Source organism: Scandinavium sp., assembly GCF_051650185.1.
Lineage (GTDB): Bacteria > Pseudomonadota > Gammaproteobacteria > Enterobacterales > Enterobacteriaceae > Scandinavium.
The window spans coordinates 18,331-36,027 of record NZ_JBOFIN010000143.1; the positions used below are offsets into that span (position 1 = coordinate 18,331).

Below are 17,697 nucleotides of genomic sequence, written 5' to 3' on the forward strand. Positions count from 1 at the left end.
TGAAGGTGTTTGATTTATTGGGTGAAAATATACAAATATGCCCGGCAAGTAAATGGAATTATCAGTCCGTTATATATCACTTTTTTATTATTATGTTTATTGTATAAAATTAGTGAATGGTTTTAACGCAACGGCTTGAAAACTGAAGAAGGGCTGGATAAAAACGGGCAGGAACATCGGGAAATGATCCTGCCTTTTCTTTTATTTAACGCCCATCATGGCGTTAAGATTTTCCTCATCGGGTAAACCCACTACCTGCTGGAGCATATTATCCTTATTAAGATAATAAATAGCTGGCGTAGCATTTGCGCCTAATGCATCCATGAGTTTCTGGTTATCGTCCAGCGTTTTCAATTGTGCCGGAGGAATGGTCGCAGGAATATCCAGCTTCAGCTTTCCGCCGGACTGTTCGTAATCGTGCCAGGTTTTGTCCGGGTCTTTGCTTGTCAAAATTGCCGCCGCCGTCGCCGGGCTTTCTGGTTTGATCACCCCGACCATCAGCGTGCGCAGCTGAACTTTCCCTGATTCCACCCAAGGGCGCGCCTGCTGCCAGAACTGTTTGCAATAAGGGCAGAACGGATCGGCAAACACGTAAACCACGCGCGGAGCGTCTTTCTTGCCATCGAGGATCCAGTGCGCTTTCTCCATCTGTTGCCACAGTTCACGGCCTTGCGGCCCGTAAACGTCTTTCTGGATCATCTGCTCGCTCAGGTTCGTGCCTTGCTCGTCATACATGTAGCCTGAAATCGCCTGTTTCCCGTCCGGGGTCACGTAGATGGTGACGCCCATATCCTGATACTTGCCGAGATAGCCTTTCATCCCGCCCGGGGCGTCAAAGGATTTGATGATAGTAATGCCTTGTTTTTCTATTGCTTTTACCGGAGCCGGAAGCTCTTCAGCCACGGAGAGACCCGGAAGCAGGGCAAGCAGGAGAGCCAGTTTTTTCATAATAACTCCTTGTAAAACAGGTGGATATTCCACGGTAAACGGCGAAGCCTATCACAACCATAGATAAGACCCCGGGGCGATGCAATTGCGCTTATACAGCGTGGGTGGTGTAATCCCTCCCGCTGTTACGACCTTTAACAAGGTAAAGTAGAGCGCAACGCATAGCCAGCCTGACTGGCACTGAATCACCCTTCGGGGCTTTCAGGTAACGGGGCCGCCTGAAAAGGTGGCCTTTTTACTTTGTGGCGCTATCTGCAGTGAACGGCTGCGTAACAGCGGTAAACGTTGGCGATTGTGATAAAGATGGTTTGTTAGCTAACGCTTATTGATTTGATAAAGGAAACGCATTAGCCGAAACGGGGTGAGTGGGTTACCTTAGCTCTCAACGAAAACACGGAGGAAGTACAGATGTCCTTAATTAACACTAAAATCAAACCTTTCAAAAACCAGGCTTTCAAAAACGGCGAATTCACAGAAGTCACTGAGAAAGACACCGAAGGTCGCTGGAGTGTGTTCTTCTTCTATCCGGCTGACTTTACTTTCGTCTGCCCGACTGAACTGGGTGACGTGGCTGACCATTACGACGAACTGCAGAAACTGGGCGTGGACGTTTACTCTGTTTCCACCGACACCCACTTCACTCACAAAGCATGGCACGGCAGCTCCGAGACCATCGCTAAAATCAAATACGCGATGATCGGCGACCCAACAGGTGCCCTGACCCGTAACTTCGACAACATGCGTGAAGACGAAGGCCTGGCCGACCGTGCCACTTTCGTTGTTGACCCACAGGGCATCATCCAGGCCATCGAAGTGACCGCTGAAGGCATCGGCCGTGACGCGTCTGACCTGCTGCGTAAAGTGAAAGCTGCTCAGTACGTGGCCTCCCACCCAGGCGAAGTGTGCCCGGCTAAGTGGAAAGAAGGCGAAGCGACATTAGCGCCGTCTCTGGATCTCGTCGGTAAAATCTAAAATTCTGTCGTCTTTCACGCCATAGGTGCGTTGGCATCACTTGCTCACCCCAGTCACTTACTTTGTGTAAGCTCCTGGGGATTCACAAGCGAGCCGCCTTCCTCTGACGCGAAATCCATAGGAATTTATGTGCATATTTCGGGTGCTCAGGCGCCCGATTTTCTTCAGACACCATGATGCAAGCCGCATTCAGGCTGCCCACAAGGCCGCTTGCATGATGATGTTTTATTCGCAGGAGATGAATGATGCTCGACACGAACATGAAGACCCAGCTCAGGGCTTACCTTGAGAAACTGACCAAACCTGTTGAGCTGATTGCCACGCTGGACGACAGCGCTAAATCGGCAGAAATCAAGGAACTGCTGGCGGAAATCGCCGAACTCTCACCTCAGGTGACGTTTAAAGAAGACAACAGCCTGGCGGTGCGCAAGCCGTCTTTCCTGATAACGAACCCGGGTTCAAACCAGGGGCCGCGTTTTGCAGGCTCTCCGTTAGGCCACGAGTTTACTTCTCTGGTGCTGGCGCTGCTGTGGACCGGCGGTCATCCGTCGAAAGAAGCGCAAGCGATGCTGGAGCAGATCCGCGAGCTGGATGGCGATGTTGAATTCGAAACCTATTACTCGCTTTCTTGCCACAACTGCCCGGACGTGGTGCAGGCGCTGAACCTGATGGCGGTGCTGAACCCGCGCATCAAGCACACCGCGATTGACGGCGGCGTGTTCCAGAATGAAATCACCGATCGCAACGTGATGGGCGTGCCTGCGGTGTTCATGAACGGCAAAGAGTTTGGTCAGGGTCGTATGACGCTGGCGGAAATCGTCGCCAAAGTGGATACCGGTGCGGAAAAACGCGCGGCAGAAGAGCTGAACAAACGTGACGCTTACGATGTGCTGATTGTCGGCTCTGGCCCTGCGGGCGCGGCGGCGGCGGTTTACTCTGCACGTAAAGGCATTCGTACTGGCCTGATGGGTGAACGCTTTGGTGGCCAGGTGCTGGACACTGTGGATATCGAAAACTACATCTCTGTGCCAAAAACAGAAGGGCAGAAACTGGCTGGCGCGCTGAAGCAGCACGTGTCGGATTATGACGTGGACGTTATCGATTCGCAGAGCGCAAGCAAGCTGACCCCGGCTTCTGTCGAAGGCGGCCTGCATCAGATTGAAACCGCTTCGGGTGCGGTGTTGAAAGCTCGCAGCATTATCATTGCGACCGGGGCGAAATGGCGCAACATGAACGTGCCGGGCGAAGATCAGTACCGCACGAAAGGCGTGACTTATTGCCCGCACTGCGACGGCCCGCTGTTCAAAGGCAAGCGTGTCGCGGTCATCGGCGGCGGTAACTCCGGCGTTGAGGCGGCTATCGATCTGGCGGGCATTGTCGAGCATGTCACACTGCTTGAGTTTGCTCCTGAAATGAAAGCCGACCAGGTATTGCAGGATAAAGTGCGCAGCCTGAAAAACGTCGACATTATCCTTAACGCTCAGACCACGGAAGTGAAAGGCGATGGCAGCAAAGTCACCGGGCTGGATTACCGTGACCGCGTGAGCGGTGATGCGCACCATGTGGCGCTGTCCGGTATCTTTGTCCAGATTGGTCTGCTGCCGAATACCACCTGGCTGGAAGGCGCTATCGAGCGCAACCGCATGGGCGAAATCATCATTGATGCCAAATGCGAAACCAGCGTGAAAGGTGTCTTCGCCGCGGGTGACTGCACCACCGTGCCGTACAAGCAAATTATCATTGCGACCGGCGAAGGGGCAAAAGCGTCACTGAGCTCGTTTGATTACCTGATTCGCACTAAGACTGCGTAATAACAAAAAAAGTAAGACTATACCTGCAATATGAAGAGGCTACCGAAGGGTAGCCTCTTTTTTTATACGCAGATGAAGTGCCGACGGGCAAAAACTTAGCGCACGACAAGCACCGGCACATGCGTGTGACGAATAACGCTGGAAGCATTCGATCCCAGCAGATGCGTGGTGATGGATGGGTTACGTGAACCAATCACCACCACATCAGCCTTCAGCTCCTCAGCCAGTTCGTTGACCACATCGCGCAGGTTGCCCATTCGCACATGGATTTTGATACGTGATGGGTCAATGCTGAAGTGCTCAACCATGGTCTGAAGACGATTTTCTGCTTCCTGATGAAGATGCTCTTCAAAGCGACGTAAATCGGCGGCAAAACGGCTCATGGTCAGACTGGCAGAACCGGGGATCGCGTGCAGAAGATGGATCACGCCTTCCTGCTGCGCCAGAAATTCCGCATGACGTACGGCTTTGTCACTGAGCGCCATTTCAAAAACATCAACCGGCATAATGATCGTGTTGTACATAAGCTCTCCTCCTTGTGATTGATGCTTTTATACAAGCACATATCGCAAGAATTATGTGACATTCACGTCGCAAATATGGCAAAGCGAGCCCGGAAGGCGCGTAAAGTTTTGTCGGAGGGTAAGACGGAAAGAGGATGTGTGGCACATCCTCTGAAAGGCAGGCTTAGCGGTGGAATTCACCAGCGGCTTCAGGCTGATAGATAAGCTCAAGCACTTCGAGATGGGTCGTGGTGCCGTTTGGCAGCGTCCAGTTGATGGTATCGCCCACGCGCAGGCCAAGCAGGGCCGCGCCAACCGGAGCCAGAACGGAAAGCTGCGTGCTGCTGTCGGTCATGTTGGCCGGGAACACCAGCGTACGGACACGCTCTTCGTTGTTGGTCAGATCGCGGAATCTTACCTGGCTGTTCATGCTGACCACGTTGTGCGGCATCTCTGTCGGAGCGCACATTTGCGCGCGGTCCAGTTCATCATTCAGCGCCTGAGCGACCGGGGAGTTAGCCCATTCAGGTTTCTCAAGCAGCCGGTCGATGCGCTCGGCATCGAACTCATTAATGATAATGGCGGGTCTGGTCATCGTTTACTCCATGTTTTTCCAGGTACCTGTATCCAAAAGAAAACCCTCGTCGTGCAAGACGAGGGTTTTGGGGTAGAGCCATCATACTGACTGTCGTCACTTCTTTGAAGTGATTTGGCTCACATTAGAAGATCAGGCTACCAATCAGCGCCAGCAGGAAGGCGATGCTGCCAAGCAGCGTCTCCATCACCGTCCAGGTTTTCAGCGTGGTTTTCTCGTCCATTTCTAGGAAGCGACCGACCAGCCAGAAACCGGAGTCGTTGACGTGCGAAAGGACGGTCGCGCCGCCCGCGATGGCGATAACGATAAAGCACAAATCAAGCTGGCTGATGCCGGTCGTAGCATGAACCATTGGGGCGACCAGCGCAGCGGTAGTGGTCAGAGCGACAGTGGCAGAACCTTGCGCCACGCGCAGTGCCGTGGAAATCACGAAGGCCGCGACAATAATTGGCATACCGGTATCAGACAGCACACCCGCCAGAGCGTCACCGATGCCGCTGGCACGCAGAACGCCACCAAACATCCCGCCTGCACCCGTCACCAGAATGATGCCGCAGATTGGGCCTAACGCGCCGTCACAGATTTTTTCCAGATGCTTAAGGCTGTGCTGACGGCTGAAAACAGCCAGCGCAAAGAACACGGTGATCAGCAGCGCCACCGGGGTTTTGCCGAGCATACGCAGGAAGTTCACCACGGTGTCGTCTTTGGCGACCCAGCCTAATACCACGGCGGTGTTCAGACCGGTTTCGAGGAAAATCAGCACCAGCGGCATCAGCAGGATGGTCAGTACCATGCCGAATGATGGCGGCTTGTGGTTCGCATCGGCTTCTACTTCGCCGAGGAAGGAAGACGGCAGTTTGATGTCGAATTTCTTCCCGGCGTACAGACCGTACAGATACGCGCCGATGTACCAGGTTGGCAGGGCGATAATCAGACCCACAATCACCAGCAGGCCGATGTTTGCACCAAGCAGTTCACTGGCTGCAACCGGGCCCGGATGGGGTGGAACCAGCGCGTGCATGACCGCAAAAGCACCCGCAGCCGGGAAGGCATATTTCAGCGTGGAACCGCCAAACTGCTTCGCCACGCTGAAAATGATAGGCAGCATCACCACCAGACCAGCGTCGAAGAAGATCGGGAAACCAAACAGCAGTGAGGCCACACCCAGCGCAAACGGCGCACGGTGTTCACCAAACTTGTTGATGAGGGTATCGGCCAGCACTTTTGCACCACCGGACACCTCCAGCAAACGACCAATCATGGCTCCCAGCCCAACCAGCAGCGCAACGCCTGCCAGCGTGCCACCGAAACCGGTCAGCAGAGTGGGAACCACTTTATCAAACGAAATACCGGTCAGCAGAGCTACCACGATGCTGACAAGGGTTAAGGCTAAAAAGGCATGCACTTTAAAGCGCATGATCAATACCAGCAGGAGTGCGACGGCACCTGCGGCGATGCCGAGCAGCGTACCGGCTCCGAGTGCGTTCGTGACTTCTGTCATCTTAATATCCTCTGTGATCGTGACAGCAAAAGAGGTAGTGATTGCGTGGCTTAATCCCTGCATTTATCACTGATACCGGTAACATGATACTGGTAACATGGCGGGTGCTGTAAATACGATCGGACACATTTATTAACACTTTGCGACGGGGTTCAAATAACCAGAAGATTTATCGATTCGAAGAAAATTTGTTCGATAAACGTGACCGCTCTCAAATCTGTCTTATCCTTGATAAGCACCGCTGCGCCTTCCGGCGTCAGCCTATTCAGGAAACAGGAGATCCCATGAGCGGTTACGATAAATTGACCCTGAAAGATGGCAGTAGTCTCTATTTCAAAGACTGGGGAAGGGGTCAGCCCGTGGTGTTCAGTCACGGCTGGCCCTTAACGGCAGATGCGTTTGAGGACCAGATGCTGTTTCTCGGCTCACGAGGATTCCGCGTGATTGCGCACGATCGCCGTGGGCATGGCCGATCCTCACAGCCCTGGGACGGACATAACATGGACCAGTACGCCGACGATCTTGCGGAACTGACGGCGCACCTGAAATTGAAAGATGCGGTGCATGTCGGGCACTCCACCGGAGGTGGCGAAGTGGCGCGCTACATCGGCCGTCATGGCACCGATCGCGTTGCCAAAGCGGTGTTGATTGGCGCAGTGACCCCGATCATGCTGAAAACCGATTTCAACCCAAACGGCGTGCCCAAAGAGGTGTTTGACGGCATTCGTGAAGGCGTGGTGAATGATCGTGGCGCGTTCTTCCATGAGCTGACCATGGCGTTTTATGGCTACAACCGCTCCGGGGCGAAAGTGTCGGAAGCGGTACGCGATAGCTTTGTCGCTCAGGGTTTGCAGGGCTCCATTAAAGCGCTTTATGACTGTGTTAAAGCATTTTCAGAAACCGATCTGCGCGAAGACCTGAAGCGTATGACTATCCCGACGCTGGTGATCCACGGCGATGATGACCAGATAGTGCCGTTCGAAACCTGTGGCAAAGTGGCCGCCGACATTCTGCCGCATTCAGAGCTGAAGGTGTATAAGGGCGGCTCCCACGGGATCTGCACCACTCACAAGCAGCAAATTAACGAAGATTTGCTGGCGTTTATTCAGTCGTAATGGAAACGCCCGCACGTGATGTGTCGGGCGTACTTCCAGGAGAGTTAGTGTCCGGCTTTATCGATGACAAACTGCTGGCCGCAGTTGCCTGGGTGTGGCTGCGACAACAGAGAGCCTGCGGTCAACGGGGCGTTGATGGCGCTGGCTTTAATCGCAATTTGCAGTTCAGTCAGGTACGCCGGGTTGCCGTTACAGGTAAGTTTGAAGGCTTTTACGCTCTCTTTGCCGTAGCTTTTGGCGACAGCGCTGTCGAAGGCGTTGCGGCTGACGGTTTTGCCGTAGTTATCGGCCAGGAACTTGCCGAGTGGGCTCTGCTTAATTTCGCCATTCAGACGCACCATGGTGCCGAAATAGGCATCCGGATCGAAACCAAAGCAGACGCCATGTTTAGCGTATTCGTAGCGTTCCAGACAAGAGGTGCCGCCGCTGCCGGGCATGACGTTATTGAGCTTGTTTGCCATTTCCAGCGACAACCCGGTTTCTGCCGCTGAACATTTTCGGCTGGCGCGCACTTCGGGCATGTTCGGAACAGGACGGGTGGCGCAGCCGTAGCGCATCCAGCGGCGGTCATCCACGCCACGGGCCGCGATGGATTTAGGCAACCCCGGCCACAGGCCATGCACGGTCAGGTAATTGGTTTTGTCGGCTTCGTCTTTCTGCAAACGGCACTCATCGGGCTCGTTACGATTGCGGTCCTGCATGCTTTGACAAAAGCCGGTCTGCCAGGAAAGCGCCAGCACGTAGCGGTCAAAATCACCGTACTGTGTGGCAGAGAGCGGGTCGGCATGAGTAAGTGGCGCGCACAGCATCAACGTGGCGGCGCAGGCGGCAGCGATATCCTTCCTGAACATGGTTTTTCCTGATTTTGCTATGGATGTTTCAGGAAACATTAAAGCACAAAAAAGGCGCCTTCAGGCGCCTTTCAAAGTAATGATAAACTTTATGCCAGCAGAGACGGGCAGATATCACCCAATAAATAACAAGGAAAATCAATTTATTGATTTTCGGCTGCTAACCACAAAGAAGGAAAAACCACGCTTTTTCCTTCTTTGTCTGCAATTTAAAGGCGCCCTCAGGCGCCTTTTTGTTACTCAGCGAAATTAATGCACAACGCCCGCCGGCACCATCAATTCCGTGGCGATGATCACGACAATCAGCCCGACCAGCACCGGGACAGAGGTACGCTTCACCACTTCGAAAGGCGAGATTTTTGCCATCCCGGCAACCGCAACCACCACACCGGAAACCGGGGAAATGGTACGGCCGAGGTTAGAGGCCTGTAGCATCGGAATGGAGAGGTACGCCGGGTTAATGCCGGAGGTATGCGCCAGTTTCGGGATCATTTCGACAAACGCATAGAACGGCGCGTTACCGGAACCGGTTGTCATCGCCGCGAGCATGGTCAGCACAACCAGGACCAGCATCAGGATAATACTTGCGGAGCCGAACGACGTGGCGATGGAAATCAGGCTATCGATAAAGCCGATGGTGCTTAAGCCCTGGGCAAACACCCCAGCGGCGACCAACAGCATCACGACGCTTGCGAAGGCATCCGCCATGCCGCGATAGGCCACTTCCAGGCCCAAGAACACTTTCTGTGTGTTGAAGCCACGGCAGAATTCGAGGATGGCTGCCAGCAGCATACAGATGACCAGAATGGTGATGATGTGCAGTTCCGGGCCCCATTTGCCGTCAAAAATCAGCACCCCGATGATCGGCGTGAAAGGCAGAATGGCGTAGAAAGAAGGCGCGTTGGTGGTGATTTCACTGACGTCGAGCATCTCGTGGGAAATGTTTTCTTTTTTATCGAGATAACGCTGCCAGAAGAAGTGTGCGACCGCCATGCAGACGATCGCCGCAATGGAAATCGGCAGCGTCGTCTTAAACGCAAAATCGATCAGCGGCATTTCGGCGGCTTTTGCTGCCAGCACCACGTCGCCAGAGGTTGGCGACAGAATAATGGCGGCAGGAGAGGCACAAATAGCGGCGGCGGCCCCACGGCTAATCCCCACGTTAACCATGACCGGGAACAGCGTCGCCATCAGCAGTACGCCGAGCCCTGTGGCGGAAGAAACCGCCAGTGACATCAGGCAGGCCACAAAATAGGCCGCAATCATCAGCAGGTAAGGGGAGTTAATAAAACGCAGCGGCTTAGAAGCGAGTTTCACCACCATGTCGTTGGCGCCGATATGGGTCATGTAGGCGGCAAAACCACACAGCATCATGATCATCATGCCGAGGTCGCCACCGCGGCTCATCAGCAGAATTTTAATGTATTCAACGATGTCCGTGGCGGAGTAGCCGGTGCTGTTGGCGCTGGCTGGCAGAATTTTGTGGCCCATAACGGCGCTGGCAATCAGCAACGCCAGACCGCCCACGAACAGTACGCCCGTGGCTGAATACCCTTTGATGATGTAGCGGGCGACGCCCACAATGATGACGACCCCAATAAGGAGCTCAAACAACGTTAGCATGATGGATTCCTGTTCCTGCAGCCCAAAGAAAAATCTGTCTGAAAGGTGATGTAAAATATGAAGTCTGGAAATGTGCCGAAGAAACGGTCAACGCTTACTGACGAAAATCAATAAACCGCTCACCACAACCCTTCTGAAGAGCAAAACACACACGGCTATCACATTATAACTATTTATGTGGTGAATAATTGCTAACTGTAATGATGCTGAGATGAAACGAACAAGTTAACAAATATCATCTGTTTTTCACGCTAACACTCAGAAATGTAAAGAGTTTAAAAAACGCTTCCTGTTGAAAATTATCGCTGCGTATACTCAGGCCACTTTTTTCTCAGTGGCATTGCTCATGAACGCTTCCTGGACCTGGCGACTACGTTTCCTGCGTCGGCATCTGACGATGCTGCTGGTGGCGTTTTGCGTGCTGATCCTGCAAAGCCAGCTGGCAATTGCTTCTCATCACTGCGAACTGAGCCCGTTGGGTGACAGCGCGATGCTTCAGCATCTGGATCACCAGACGATGAAGCAGACGGAGATGAAGACACCGCTGTGCGAAAAGCACTGTGTGCCGGAAGATGCGCCCAAGCCGCTGGAGCAGCCCCCGCTGATAGCCCTTCCTGCCTCAACCACACTTGCGTTGGTGGACATGCCCTGTGAGGCAACGATAGCCACTGACTGGACGCTCAAACCACCTGCAGCAGGGCCGCCGGCAACGCTCCGTTTTTGCCGGTTCCGTGAATAAAACCTCCTGATAACTCGCTTAATTTTCACCTTATTAACGATTATCTGGAGAACACCATGAAATATTTACTGCCTCACGCGCTGACGATTGCGCTGTCTGTCTTTTCTCTTTTCCCGGCTCATTCTGCACAAACGACCGCTCCCGCCAGTGCTTCTGTCTCGCAATCCTGGCATGTCAAAGGCACTGTTAAAGCTATCGCACCTGATTCGCTGACCCTTTCCCATGAAGCCGTGCCTGAACTGCAATGGCCGCCGATGACCATGCCGTTTGCCCTGGCGAAAACCCTTGTTCTCCCGGAACTGGCCGTGGGCGACCCGGTAGATTTTGACGTCAGTCTGATCGACGGACGTTATGAAATTATCGCGCTGACCGTTCGCCACTAAGCCGGGGATAACCATGAAAAAACACACGCTGAGCCAGTGGCTCGGCGGGGTGCTGCTCGTGCTGTTTCACACTTGCGCCAGTGCGCAAGCGTGGACGCTCGAAAGGACCCTGACCGCAGCCCGTAACTATTCGGCTGAACTTTCAGCCAGCCGTAATGAAGCCAAAGCCCTGGAATCGATGGCCGATTCGGCCCGTGAGCTCCCCGATCCCAAACTGAAATTTGGCATTGAAAACGTGCCTGTTCAGGGAAGCAATGACGGCCGTTTTACCCGTGAAGGCATGACGATGCAGAAGGTCGGCATTATGCAGCGCTACGTCAGCGAGGAAAAACGCGACCGCAAAGCGCAAACCTTGCAGGCGCAGTCGCAAAGCGTGAACGCTAAGGCGCTGACGCTGTTAGCCAATCTGCAACGTGATACCGCACAGGCCTGGCTGGAGCTGGCGCTTTCAGAGCAAGCGTTAAAAGCCGCCCGCGCGCTGGTCAAAGAAACAGAAAATCAGCCTGGCGTCCTCAAAGCCAGTGTGGCGGCGGGTTCCTCCGCGCCGGATAGCGTGCTCGCATTGCGGATAAGCCTGAGTGCGATGCGCGACAAGGTCACGCTAGCCGAACGGGATGTACGCCTGGCGCAGGCTCGGTTGCTGCAACTGACGGGCGAATCCGTTACAGAGATTTCCGGCAAGCTTTCTGCCTGGCAGCGCCTTCCTGCGGACGAAAGAACGCTCGAAGAGGGTATCGCGCTGCATCCGGAAGTTATCGCCGCAGCGAAAGAGGCCAATACCGCCAAAGCACGCTCTTCTGAATCCGCCGTCGCCGCGATCCCCGACGTGGATGTCGAGGTCTATTACGCTCACCGTTCAGAAGAGTACGACGATATGGCCGGCGTGATGTTCACGGTGGATTTACCCCTGTTTCAGTCAAAACGGCAGGACAAAGACCATGCCGCCGACGTCTCCCGCACGATGCAGGCCAACGATCAGCTGGCGTTAACGACCCGGGCGCACACCGCGCAGCTCAGCACATTGGTCGCTGAATATCAGGCCGCACAAACCCTTTGGCTGCGCCAGCGTGATGAAGTGCTGCCGTTGCAGCAGCAGCGAGTCCGGTTGCTGAACGCGCAGTATCGCTCCGGGCAATCCGATCTGGCGGCGTTGTTAGCGGCTCGCCGGGATTTGCTCGATACCACGCTTTCGACCAGCGAAGCCGAAAAAGCCGTTGCCCGTAACTGGGCCGCTATTCGTTACCTGATCCCCCAGGAGACAGCACTGTGAAGACATTCATTCTGACGGCCCTCGCTGTAGCAACGCTTGCCGCGGCCGGTGGTTATTACGCAGGCTCCTTCGGCCATGAAATCCCCACTGAAAACGCGAAACCTGAACGGCAGGTCCTTTATTGGTACGACCCCATGGTGCCCGGTCAGCGCTTTGATAAGCCGGGGAAATCGCCGTTTATGGATATGCAGCTGGTCCCCAAATACGCAGATGAAAACCCGACGCAAAGTGGAGTGAGCATCAGCGGGCAGCAACAGCAGAATCTGGGGATGGTGGTGAAACAAGCCCGGTTGCGCAGCCTGACGCCGCCTTTCCAGGCATGGGCGACGGTCAGCACCGATGAGCGCAGCTTGCAAACTGTTCCTTCACCGGCCAACGGCGTGGTTGAAAAGCTGTTCGTCCGTGCGCCTCAGCAGTGGGTAAAAGCAGGGGAACCGCTGGCCCAACTGTGGGTTCCGTCATGGACTGCTGCGCAGCAGGAGTATCTGGCGGTACGCCAGTTGGGCGATGCGGCGCTGACCCGCGCGGCTCGCGAAAGGCTGGCGCTGCAATTTATGCCTGACGTCATTATTCGTCAGGTGGAGCGTAGCGGTAAGCCGCAAACGCGTCTGACGCTGCGGGCAGACAACGCAGGTTACGTCGCAAAGCTTGATACCCGTGAAGGCGCTCAGGTCACGGCCACGGCACCGTTGTTTGAACTGGCGACGCTTGACCCGGTCTGGCTGGTGGTGGACTACCCGCAAAGTCAGGCCTCAGTGTTGAACGTGGGAAGTGAAGTCAGTGCGTTCGCAGAAAGCTGGCCCGGCGAAACGTTCGGTGGGCGAGTGAGTGAAGTGTTACCGCAGCTGGAAACCACGACCCGAACCCTGAAAGCACGCATCGTGCTGGATAACCCACAGCAGAAACTGAAACCCGGCATGTACGTCCGCGTGGCGCTGGCTAAATCTCAGCCAGCCGCTCCTGTACTGGCGATCCCGGAGGAAGCGCTGATCGCCACCGGTAACGGCACCAGGGTGATCCTCTCCACCGGTAACGGGCATTTCCGGTCAGTTGATGTTACGCCGGGCGTGTCCGCCGATGGCTGGACAGAAATCCGAAGCGGCCTGAAAGAAGGCGACAGTGTAGTGACCTCAGGGCAATTCCTGATTGACTCCGAAGCCAGCTTGCGCAGCGCGTTGCCTGAATCCACGAAACCTGGGGAGGGCGCACAATGATAGCTGCCGTGATTCGTGGTGCATTACGCAACCGGCTGCTGATTATCCTGGCAGCTTTGGGGATGGCGATTTGGGGCTGGTGGTCGGTGCAGCGCGCCCCGCTGGATGCGTTGCCCGATCTGTCCGATGTGCAGGTCATCATTCGCGCCAGCTATCCGGGAAAAGCGCCGCAGGTAATTGAAGATCAGGTGACCTGGCCGCTGACGACCACCATGCTTTCAGTGCCTGGTGCGAAGACCGTGCGCGGCTTTTCAATGTTCGGAGATGCCTATGTTTACGTTCTTTTCGAGGACGGAACGGACATCTACTGGGCGCGCTCGCGGCTACTGGAGTATTTAAGCCAGATCCAGTCTCAACTACCCGAAGGCGTCAAAGCGGAGTTGGGGCCCGATGCGACGGGCGTGGGCTGGATCTATGAATATGCGCTGGTGGATCAAACGGGCAGGCACAGCCTCGCCGATTTACGGGCCCTTCAGGACTGGACGCTGAAATACGAGCTGAAAACCGTGCCCAATGTGTCGGAAGTTGCCAGCGTGGGTGGCATGGTTCGCCAGTATCAGGTGGTGGTCAATCCGGACAAGCTCCGGGCGTATAACGTGACACATCAGCAGCTGGTGGCGGCACTGAAAGCGGCAAATCAGGAAAGCGGGGGGGCCGTGATTGAAATGGGGGAAGCCGAATACATGGTGCGTACCACCGGCTATCTAAAAGGGCTGGACGATTTCCGCCAGGTGGTGATCGCCAGTCGTGAAGGTGTTCCGGTGCTGTTATCCGATGTCGCGACCGTACAGATTGGCCCGGAAATCCGCCGTGGGGTGGCTGAACTCAATGGTGAAGGAGAAGTGGCGGGCGGCATCATCGTGATGCGGTACGGCAAGAATGCGCTGGAGACTCTGCACGCTGTAAAAGCGAAGCTGACGGAGGTGCAAAAAACGCTACCGAAAGGGGTGGAGATTGTGCCGGTATATGACCGTTCCGGCCTGATTGAGCAAGCGGTTGAAACGCTGACGCACAAACTGATTGAGGAATTTATTGTCGTCGCGCTGGTTTGCACCCTGTTTCTGTTTCACTTCCGTTCGGCGCTGGTGGCGATTGTTTCCCTGCCCCTTGGCGTGCTCGGGGCGTTTATCGTCATGCATTATCAGGGGATCAACGCCAATATCATGTCACTTGGCGGGATTGCGATTGCCATCGGCGCGATGGTGGATGCGGCGATTGTGATGATTGAAAACATGCACAAAGTGCTGGAGAAGTGGCGGCTCGAGCATCCTGAGCAGCAGCCTTCAGGCGCTGAGTATTGGCAGATTGCTGAGAAAGCGGCGACTGAAGTGGGGCCAGCGCTATTTTGCAGTCTGTTAATCATCACGCTTTCGTTCATTCCTGTGTTCTCGCTGGAAGCTCAGGAAGGGAAAATGTTTGCGCCCCTGGCCTTCACCAAAACCTGGGCGATGGCGATGGCTGCAGGGCTTGGCATTACGCTGGTGCCGGTGTTAATGGGGTATTTTATTCGCGGCAAAATCCCGGATGAACAGGCTAACCCGATAAACCGGGCGCTGATTCGCGCCTATGAACCGTTGCTCGATAAAGTGCTGGCTTTTCCTAAGACCACGGTGGTGCTGGCTGTCGCCCTGTTAGCGTTAACGCTGTGGCCGCTCAGCCGATTGGGCAGTGAATTCATGCCGCCGCTGGATGAAGGTGATTTGTTGTATATGCCTTCCACGCTGCCGGGGATCTCGGTGCGTGAAGCCAGCCGTCTGCTGCAACAAACGGACAGGCTGATAAAAACCGTGCCTGAAGTGGCGAGCGTGTTTGGCAAAGCAGGAAGGGCTGACAGTGCAACAGACCCGGCCCCGCTGACGATGCTGGAAACCACCATTCATTTCAAACCGCGCGATCAGTGGCGACCGGGAATGACCACCGCGAAGCTGATTGAAGAGCTGGATAAAACCGTGCAGGTGCCCGGTATCGCTAACGTGTGGGTTCCGCCGATCCGTAACCGGCTGGATATGCTGGCAACCGGCATTAAGAGCCCGATTGGGATCAAGGTGAATGGCAATAATCTTGCGGATATCGAACGTATCGCCCAGGACATTGAACACGTGGTCAAGGATGTGCCGGGTGTGACGTCTGCCCTCGCGGAGCGGCTGTCAGGTGGGCGTTACGTTGATATTTCCATTAACAGGCAGCTGGCCGCTCGTTATGGTGTCTCGGTCGCTGAGTTGCAGTCTTTGGTCAGCACGCTGGTGGGCGGAGAAAACGTAGGCCAAACGACAGAAGGGCGTGAGCGCTATCCGATCAATGTGCGTTATTCACGCGATCTGCGCGATAACGTCGACAAGCTGCGCCAGTTGCCCGTGCTGACGGCGGGTGGCGGACAAATTACTCTGGGGGAAGTCGCCGATGTGAAGATTGTTGATGGGCCACCGATGCTCAAAAGTGAGAACGCGCGGCTTTCGAACTGGATTTATGTTGATTTGCGCGGTCGGGATCTAAAATCGGCCGTGGAGGAGATGCAGCAGCGCGTTGCCCAGAAAGTCGTGCTTCCGCAAGGCGTTACACTGTCGTGGTCCGGGCAGTTTGAATATCTTGAGCGGGCTGCCGCGAAGCTGAAATTAGTGCTTCCGATAACGTTAATGATTATTTTTGTGCTGCTGTGGCTAACCTTTCGACGTATTTCCGACGTGTTATTGATCATGGGAACTTTGCCTTTTTCGCTGGTCGGCGGCGTCTGGTTACTGTGGCTGTTGGGATATAATTTATCTGTCGCTAGCGCGGTTGGATTTATAGCGTTAGCCGGAGTGGCCGCAGAGTTTGGCGTTATTATGGTGCTTTATCTGAATTCGGTTATTGACAAATATAAGTCGTCGCAAGGATCACTGGATAATAGCCAATTAATGCGTGCGATCCACGAAGGCGCGGTGTTGCGTGTCAGGCCAAAAGTGATGACGGTAGCCACGATAATAGCAGGGTTGTTGCCTGTCATGTGGGGGAGTGGGACCGGCTCTGAAGTGATGAGTCGCATCGCGGCGCCGATGATTGGCGGCATGGTGACGGCGCCTCTGTTATCCATGCTGGTCATTCCCGCGTTGTATAAAATGCTGCACCATAAAGGCATTAATTAAAATTCAGATTATTAATAATGGTAAACAGCGTCTTAACGGCGCTGTGAATTATCTTAAAAAAGGAATAATCCGCTTTTGTTAAGGTTATATTAATTTTACGATAGTTATTCTGTTCAGGTAAGAACAAATAAGTAGTTAGGGTAACGTGTTAAAATTAAATAAATTTTTGCTTTTTGTGTGGGTATTTTCAGCACAATGTTTGCTTGCGTCGTCTGCGCAGGCAAACTTTACATCGACGGTGGGCGATGCTTTTTCAACGCTTGAAGATAACATCGCAGAAACCTGGCATACGCCTGAACATTACGATCTCTACGTGCCGGCCATCACGTGGCATGCGCGTTTTGCGTACGACAAAGAGAAAACCGACAAGTACAACGAACGCCCCTGGGGGGCGGGTTTTGGCCAGTCTCGTTGGGATGACAAAGGGAACTGGCATGGTCTGTATCTGATGGCCTTTAAAGATTCCTTCAACAAGTGGGAACCGATTGGTGGCTATGGCTGGGAGAAAACCTGGCGGCCGCTCAGCGATGATAAATTCCATCTGGGGTTGGGTTATACCGTCGGCGCCACGGCGCGTGATAACTGGAATTACATCCCAATCCCAGTTTTATTGCCGTTGGCTTCCATCGGTTACGGACCAGCAACGTTCCAGATGACTTATATTCCAGGCACTTATAACAACGGTAACGTATACTTCGCCTGGATGCGCTTCCAGTTTTAGCGCTCAAAATGACGTACTCAGCGCAGTGGGGCCTGAGTCGTGTTGAAAAACAACGACTAATTCCCGGTTTAACGAAAAATTAGAGACTTTTATCACTTTTTCGTTAAGTTAAGCTGGACAAAAGGCCCCGCAATTGCTGTACTGTTAGCCGACACAGCATTTGTGTCCATTTTCATGTAAAGGTAATATTGATGTCTAAGATTAAAGGTAACGTTAAGTGGTTTAATGAGTCCAAAGGCTTTGGTTTCATTACTCCGGAAGATGGCAGCAAAGATGTATTCGTACACTTCTCTGCAATCCAGTCCAACGGTTTCAAAACTCTGGCTGAA

Annotated in this window: 16 protein-coding genes; 10 read left to right on the forward strand and 6 right to left on the reverse strand. The window is 54.2% G+C overall.

Annotated elements, in window-relative coordinates; all coding sequences use genetic code 11:
• Nucleotides 1–201: 201 nt before the first annotated feature.
• Entirely contained in the window at nucleotides 202–948 is a 747-nt protein-coding gene (dsbG, locus tag ACRCWW_RS19780; protein WP_438683911.1) for a thiol:disulfide interchange protein DsbG, read from the reverse strand.
• Nucleotides 949–1,356: 408 nt separating this feature from the next.
• Between dsbG and ahpC the strand changes: the two genes are divergently transcribed.
• Both ahpC and ahpF read left to right on the forward strand, forming a co-directional pair.
• Nucleotides 1,357–1,920 (forward strand): alkyl hydroperoxide reductase subunit C, encoded by a 564-nt coding sequence (gene ahpC / locus ACRCWW_RS19785; RefSeq protein WP_438683912.1) that lies wholly within the window; start codon nucleotides 1,357–1,359, stop codon nucleotides 1,918–1,920.
• Nucleotides 1,921–2,165: 245 nt separating this feature from the next.
• The gene (gene ahpF / locus ACRCWW_RS19790; RefSeq protein ID WP_438683924.1) at nucleotides 2,166–3,731 is read left to right on the forward strand and encodes an alkyl hydroperoxide reductase subunit F; all 1,566 of its coding nucleotides are present in this window, start codon (nucleotides 2,166–2,168) and stop codon (nucleotides 3,729–3,731) included.
• 95 nt (nucleotides 3,732–3,826) lie between these two features.
• Here ahpF and uspG read toward each other — a convergent pair whose 3' ends face one another.
• From uspG to ACRCWW_RS19805, 3 genes are all read right to left on the reverse strand, one after another.
• Complete coding sequence (uspG, locus tag ACRCWW_RS19795; RefSeq protein WP_438683913.1) at nucleotides 3,827–4,255, reverse strand: universal stress protein UspG; 429 nt, start codon at nucleotides 4,253–4,255, stop codon at nucleotides 3,827–3,829.
• 163 nt (nucleotides 4,256–4,418) lie between these two features.
• Complete coding sequence (gene rnk, locus ACRCWW_RS19800) at nucleotides 4,419–4,829, reverse strand: nucleoside diphosphate kinase regulator (protein WP_438683914.1); 411 nt, start codon at nucleotides 4,827–4,829, stop codon at nucleotides 4,419–4,421.
• Nucleotides 4,830–4,953: 124 nt separating this feature from the next.
• Nucleotides 4,954–6,330, reverse strand: coding sequence for a GntP family permease (locus ACRCWW_RS19805; protein ID WP_404659269.1), 1,377 nt, complete (start codon nucleotides 6,328–6,330; stop codon nucleotides 4,954–4,956).
• 284 nt (nucleotides 6,331–6,614) lie between these two features.
• On the opposite strand from ACRCWW_RS19805, the gene ACRCWW_RS19810 reads away from it, so the two are divergent.
• Nucleotides 6,615–7,445, forward strand: a complete 831-nt coding sequence (locus ACRCWW_RS19810) for an alpha/beta fold hydrolase (protein ID WP_438683915.1) — start codon at nucleotides 6,615–6,617, stop codon at nucleotides 7,443–7,445.
• Nucleotides 7,446–7,489: 44 nt separating this feature from the next.
• On the opposite strand, the gene rna is transcribed toward ACRCWW_RS19810, so the two are convergent.
• Nucleotides 7,490–8,296, reverse strand: a complete 807-nt coding sequence (rna, locus tag ACRCWW_RS19815) for a ribonuclease I (RefSeq protein WP_438683916.1) — start codon at nucleotides 8,294–8,296, stop codon at nucleotides 7,490–7,492.
• Nucleotides 8,297–8,545: 249 nt separating this feature from the next.
• A complete protein-coding gene (gene dcuC / locus ACRCWW_RS19820) occupies nucleotides 8,546–9,919 on the reverse strand; it encodes an anaerobic C4-dicarboxylate transporter DcuC (protein WP_438683917.1) in 1,374 nt (457 codons plus the stop codon).
• Between the two features lie 346 nt (nucleotides 9,920–10,265).
• On the opposite strand from dcuC, the gene ACRCWW_RS19825 reads away from it, so the two are divergent.
• From ACRCWW_RS19825 to ACRCWW_RS19855, 7 genes are all read left to right on the forward strand, one after another.
• Nucleotides 10,266–10,658, forward strand: coding sequence for a DUF2946 domain-containing protein (locus ACRCWW_RS19825; RefSeq protein WP_438683918.1), 393 nt, complete (start codon nucleotides 10,266–10,268; stop codon nucleotides 10,656–10,658).
• Between the two features lie 56 nt (nucleotides 10,659–10,714).
• Nucleotides 10,715–11,041 carry a copper-binding protein gene (locus tag ACRCWW_RS19830; protein WP_438683919.1) on the forward strand — a complete coding sequence of 109 codons (327 nt, stop codon included), beginning with the start codon at nucleotides 10,715–10,717 and terminating at the stop codon, nucleotides 11,039–11,041.
• 13 nt (nucleotides 11,042–11,054) lie between these two features.
• The gene (locus ACRCWW_RS19835; protein WP_438683920.1) at nucleotides 11,055–12,311 is read left to right on the forward strand and encodes a TolC family protein; all 1,257 of its coding nucleotides are present in this window, start codon (nucleotides 11,055–11,057) and stop codon (nucleotides 12,309–12,311) included.
• Nucleotides 12,308–13,525, forward strand: a complete 1,218-nt coding sequence (locus ACRCWW_RS19840; RefSeq protein ID WP_438683921.1) for an efflux RND transporter periplasmic adaptor subunit — start codon at nucleotides 12,308–12,310, stop codon at nucleotides 13,523–13,525. Before ACRCWW_RS19835 ends, ACRCWW_RS19840 begins: the two co-directional genes overlap by 4 nt.
• A complete protein-coding gene (locus ACRCWW_RS19845) occupies nucleotides 13,522–16,647 on the forward strand; it encodes an efflux RND transporter permease subunit (RefSeq protein WP_438683922.1) in 3,126 nt (1,041 codons plus the stop codon). Before ACRCWW_RS19840 ends, ACRCWW_RS19845 begins: the two co-directional genes overlap by 4 nt.
• A gap of 145 nt (nucleotides 16,648–16,792) precedes the next feature.
• The gene (gene pagP, locus ACRCWW_RS19850) at nucleotides 16,793–17,368 is read left to right on the forward strand and encodes a lipid IV(A) palmitoyltransferase PagP (protein ID WP_438683923.1); all 576 of its coding nucleotides are present in this window, start codon (nucleotides 16,793–16,795) and stop codon (nucleotides 17,366–17,368) included.
• 191 nt (nucleotides 17,369–17,559) lie between these two features.
• Nucleotides 17,560–17,697 (forward strand): cold shock domain-containing protein (locus ACRCWW_RS19855; protein ID WP_156903753.1); only part of this gene is annotated, 138 nt, incomplete at its 3' end.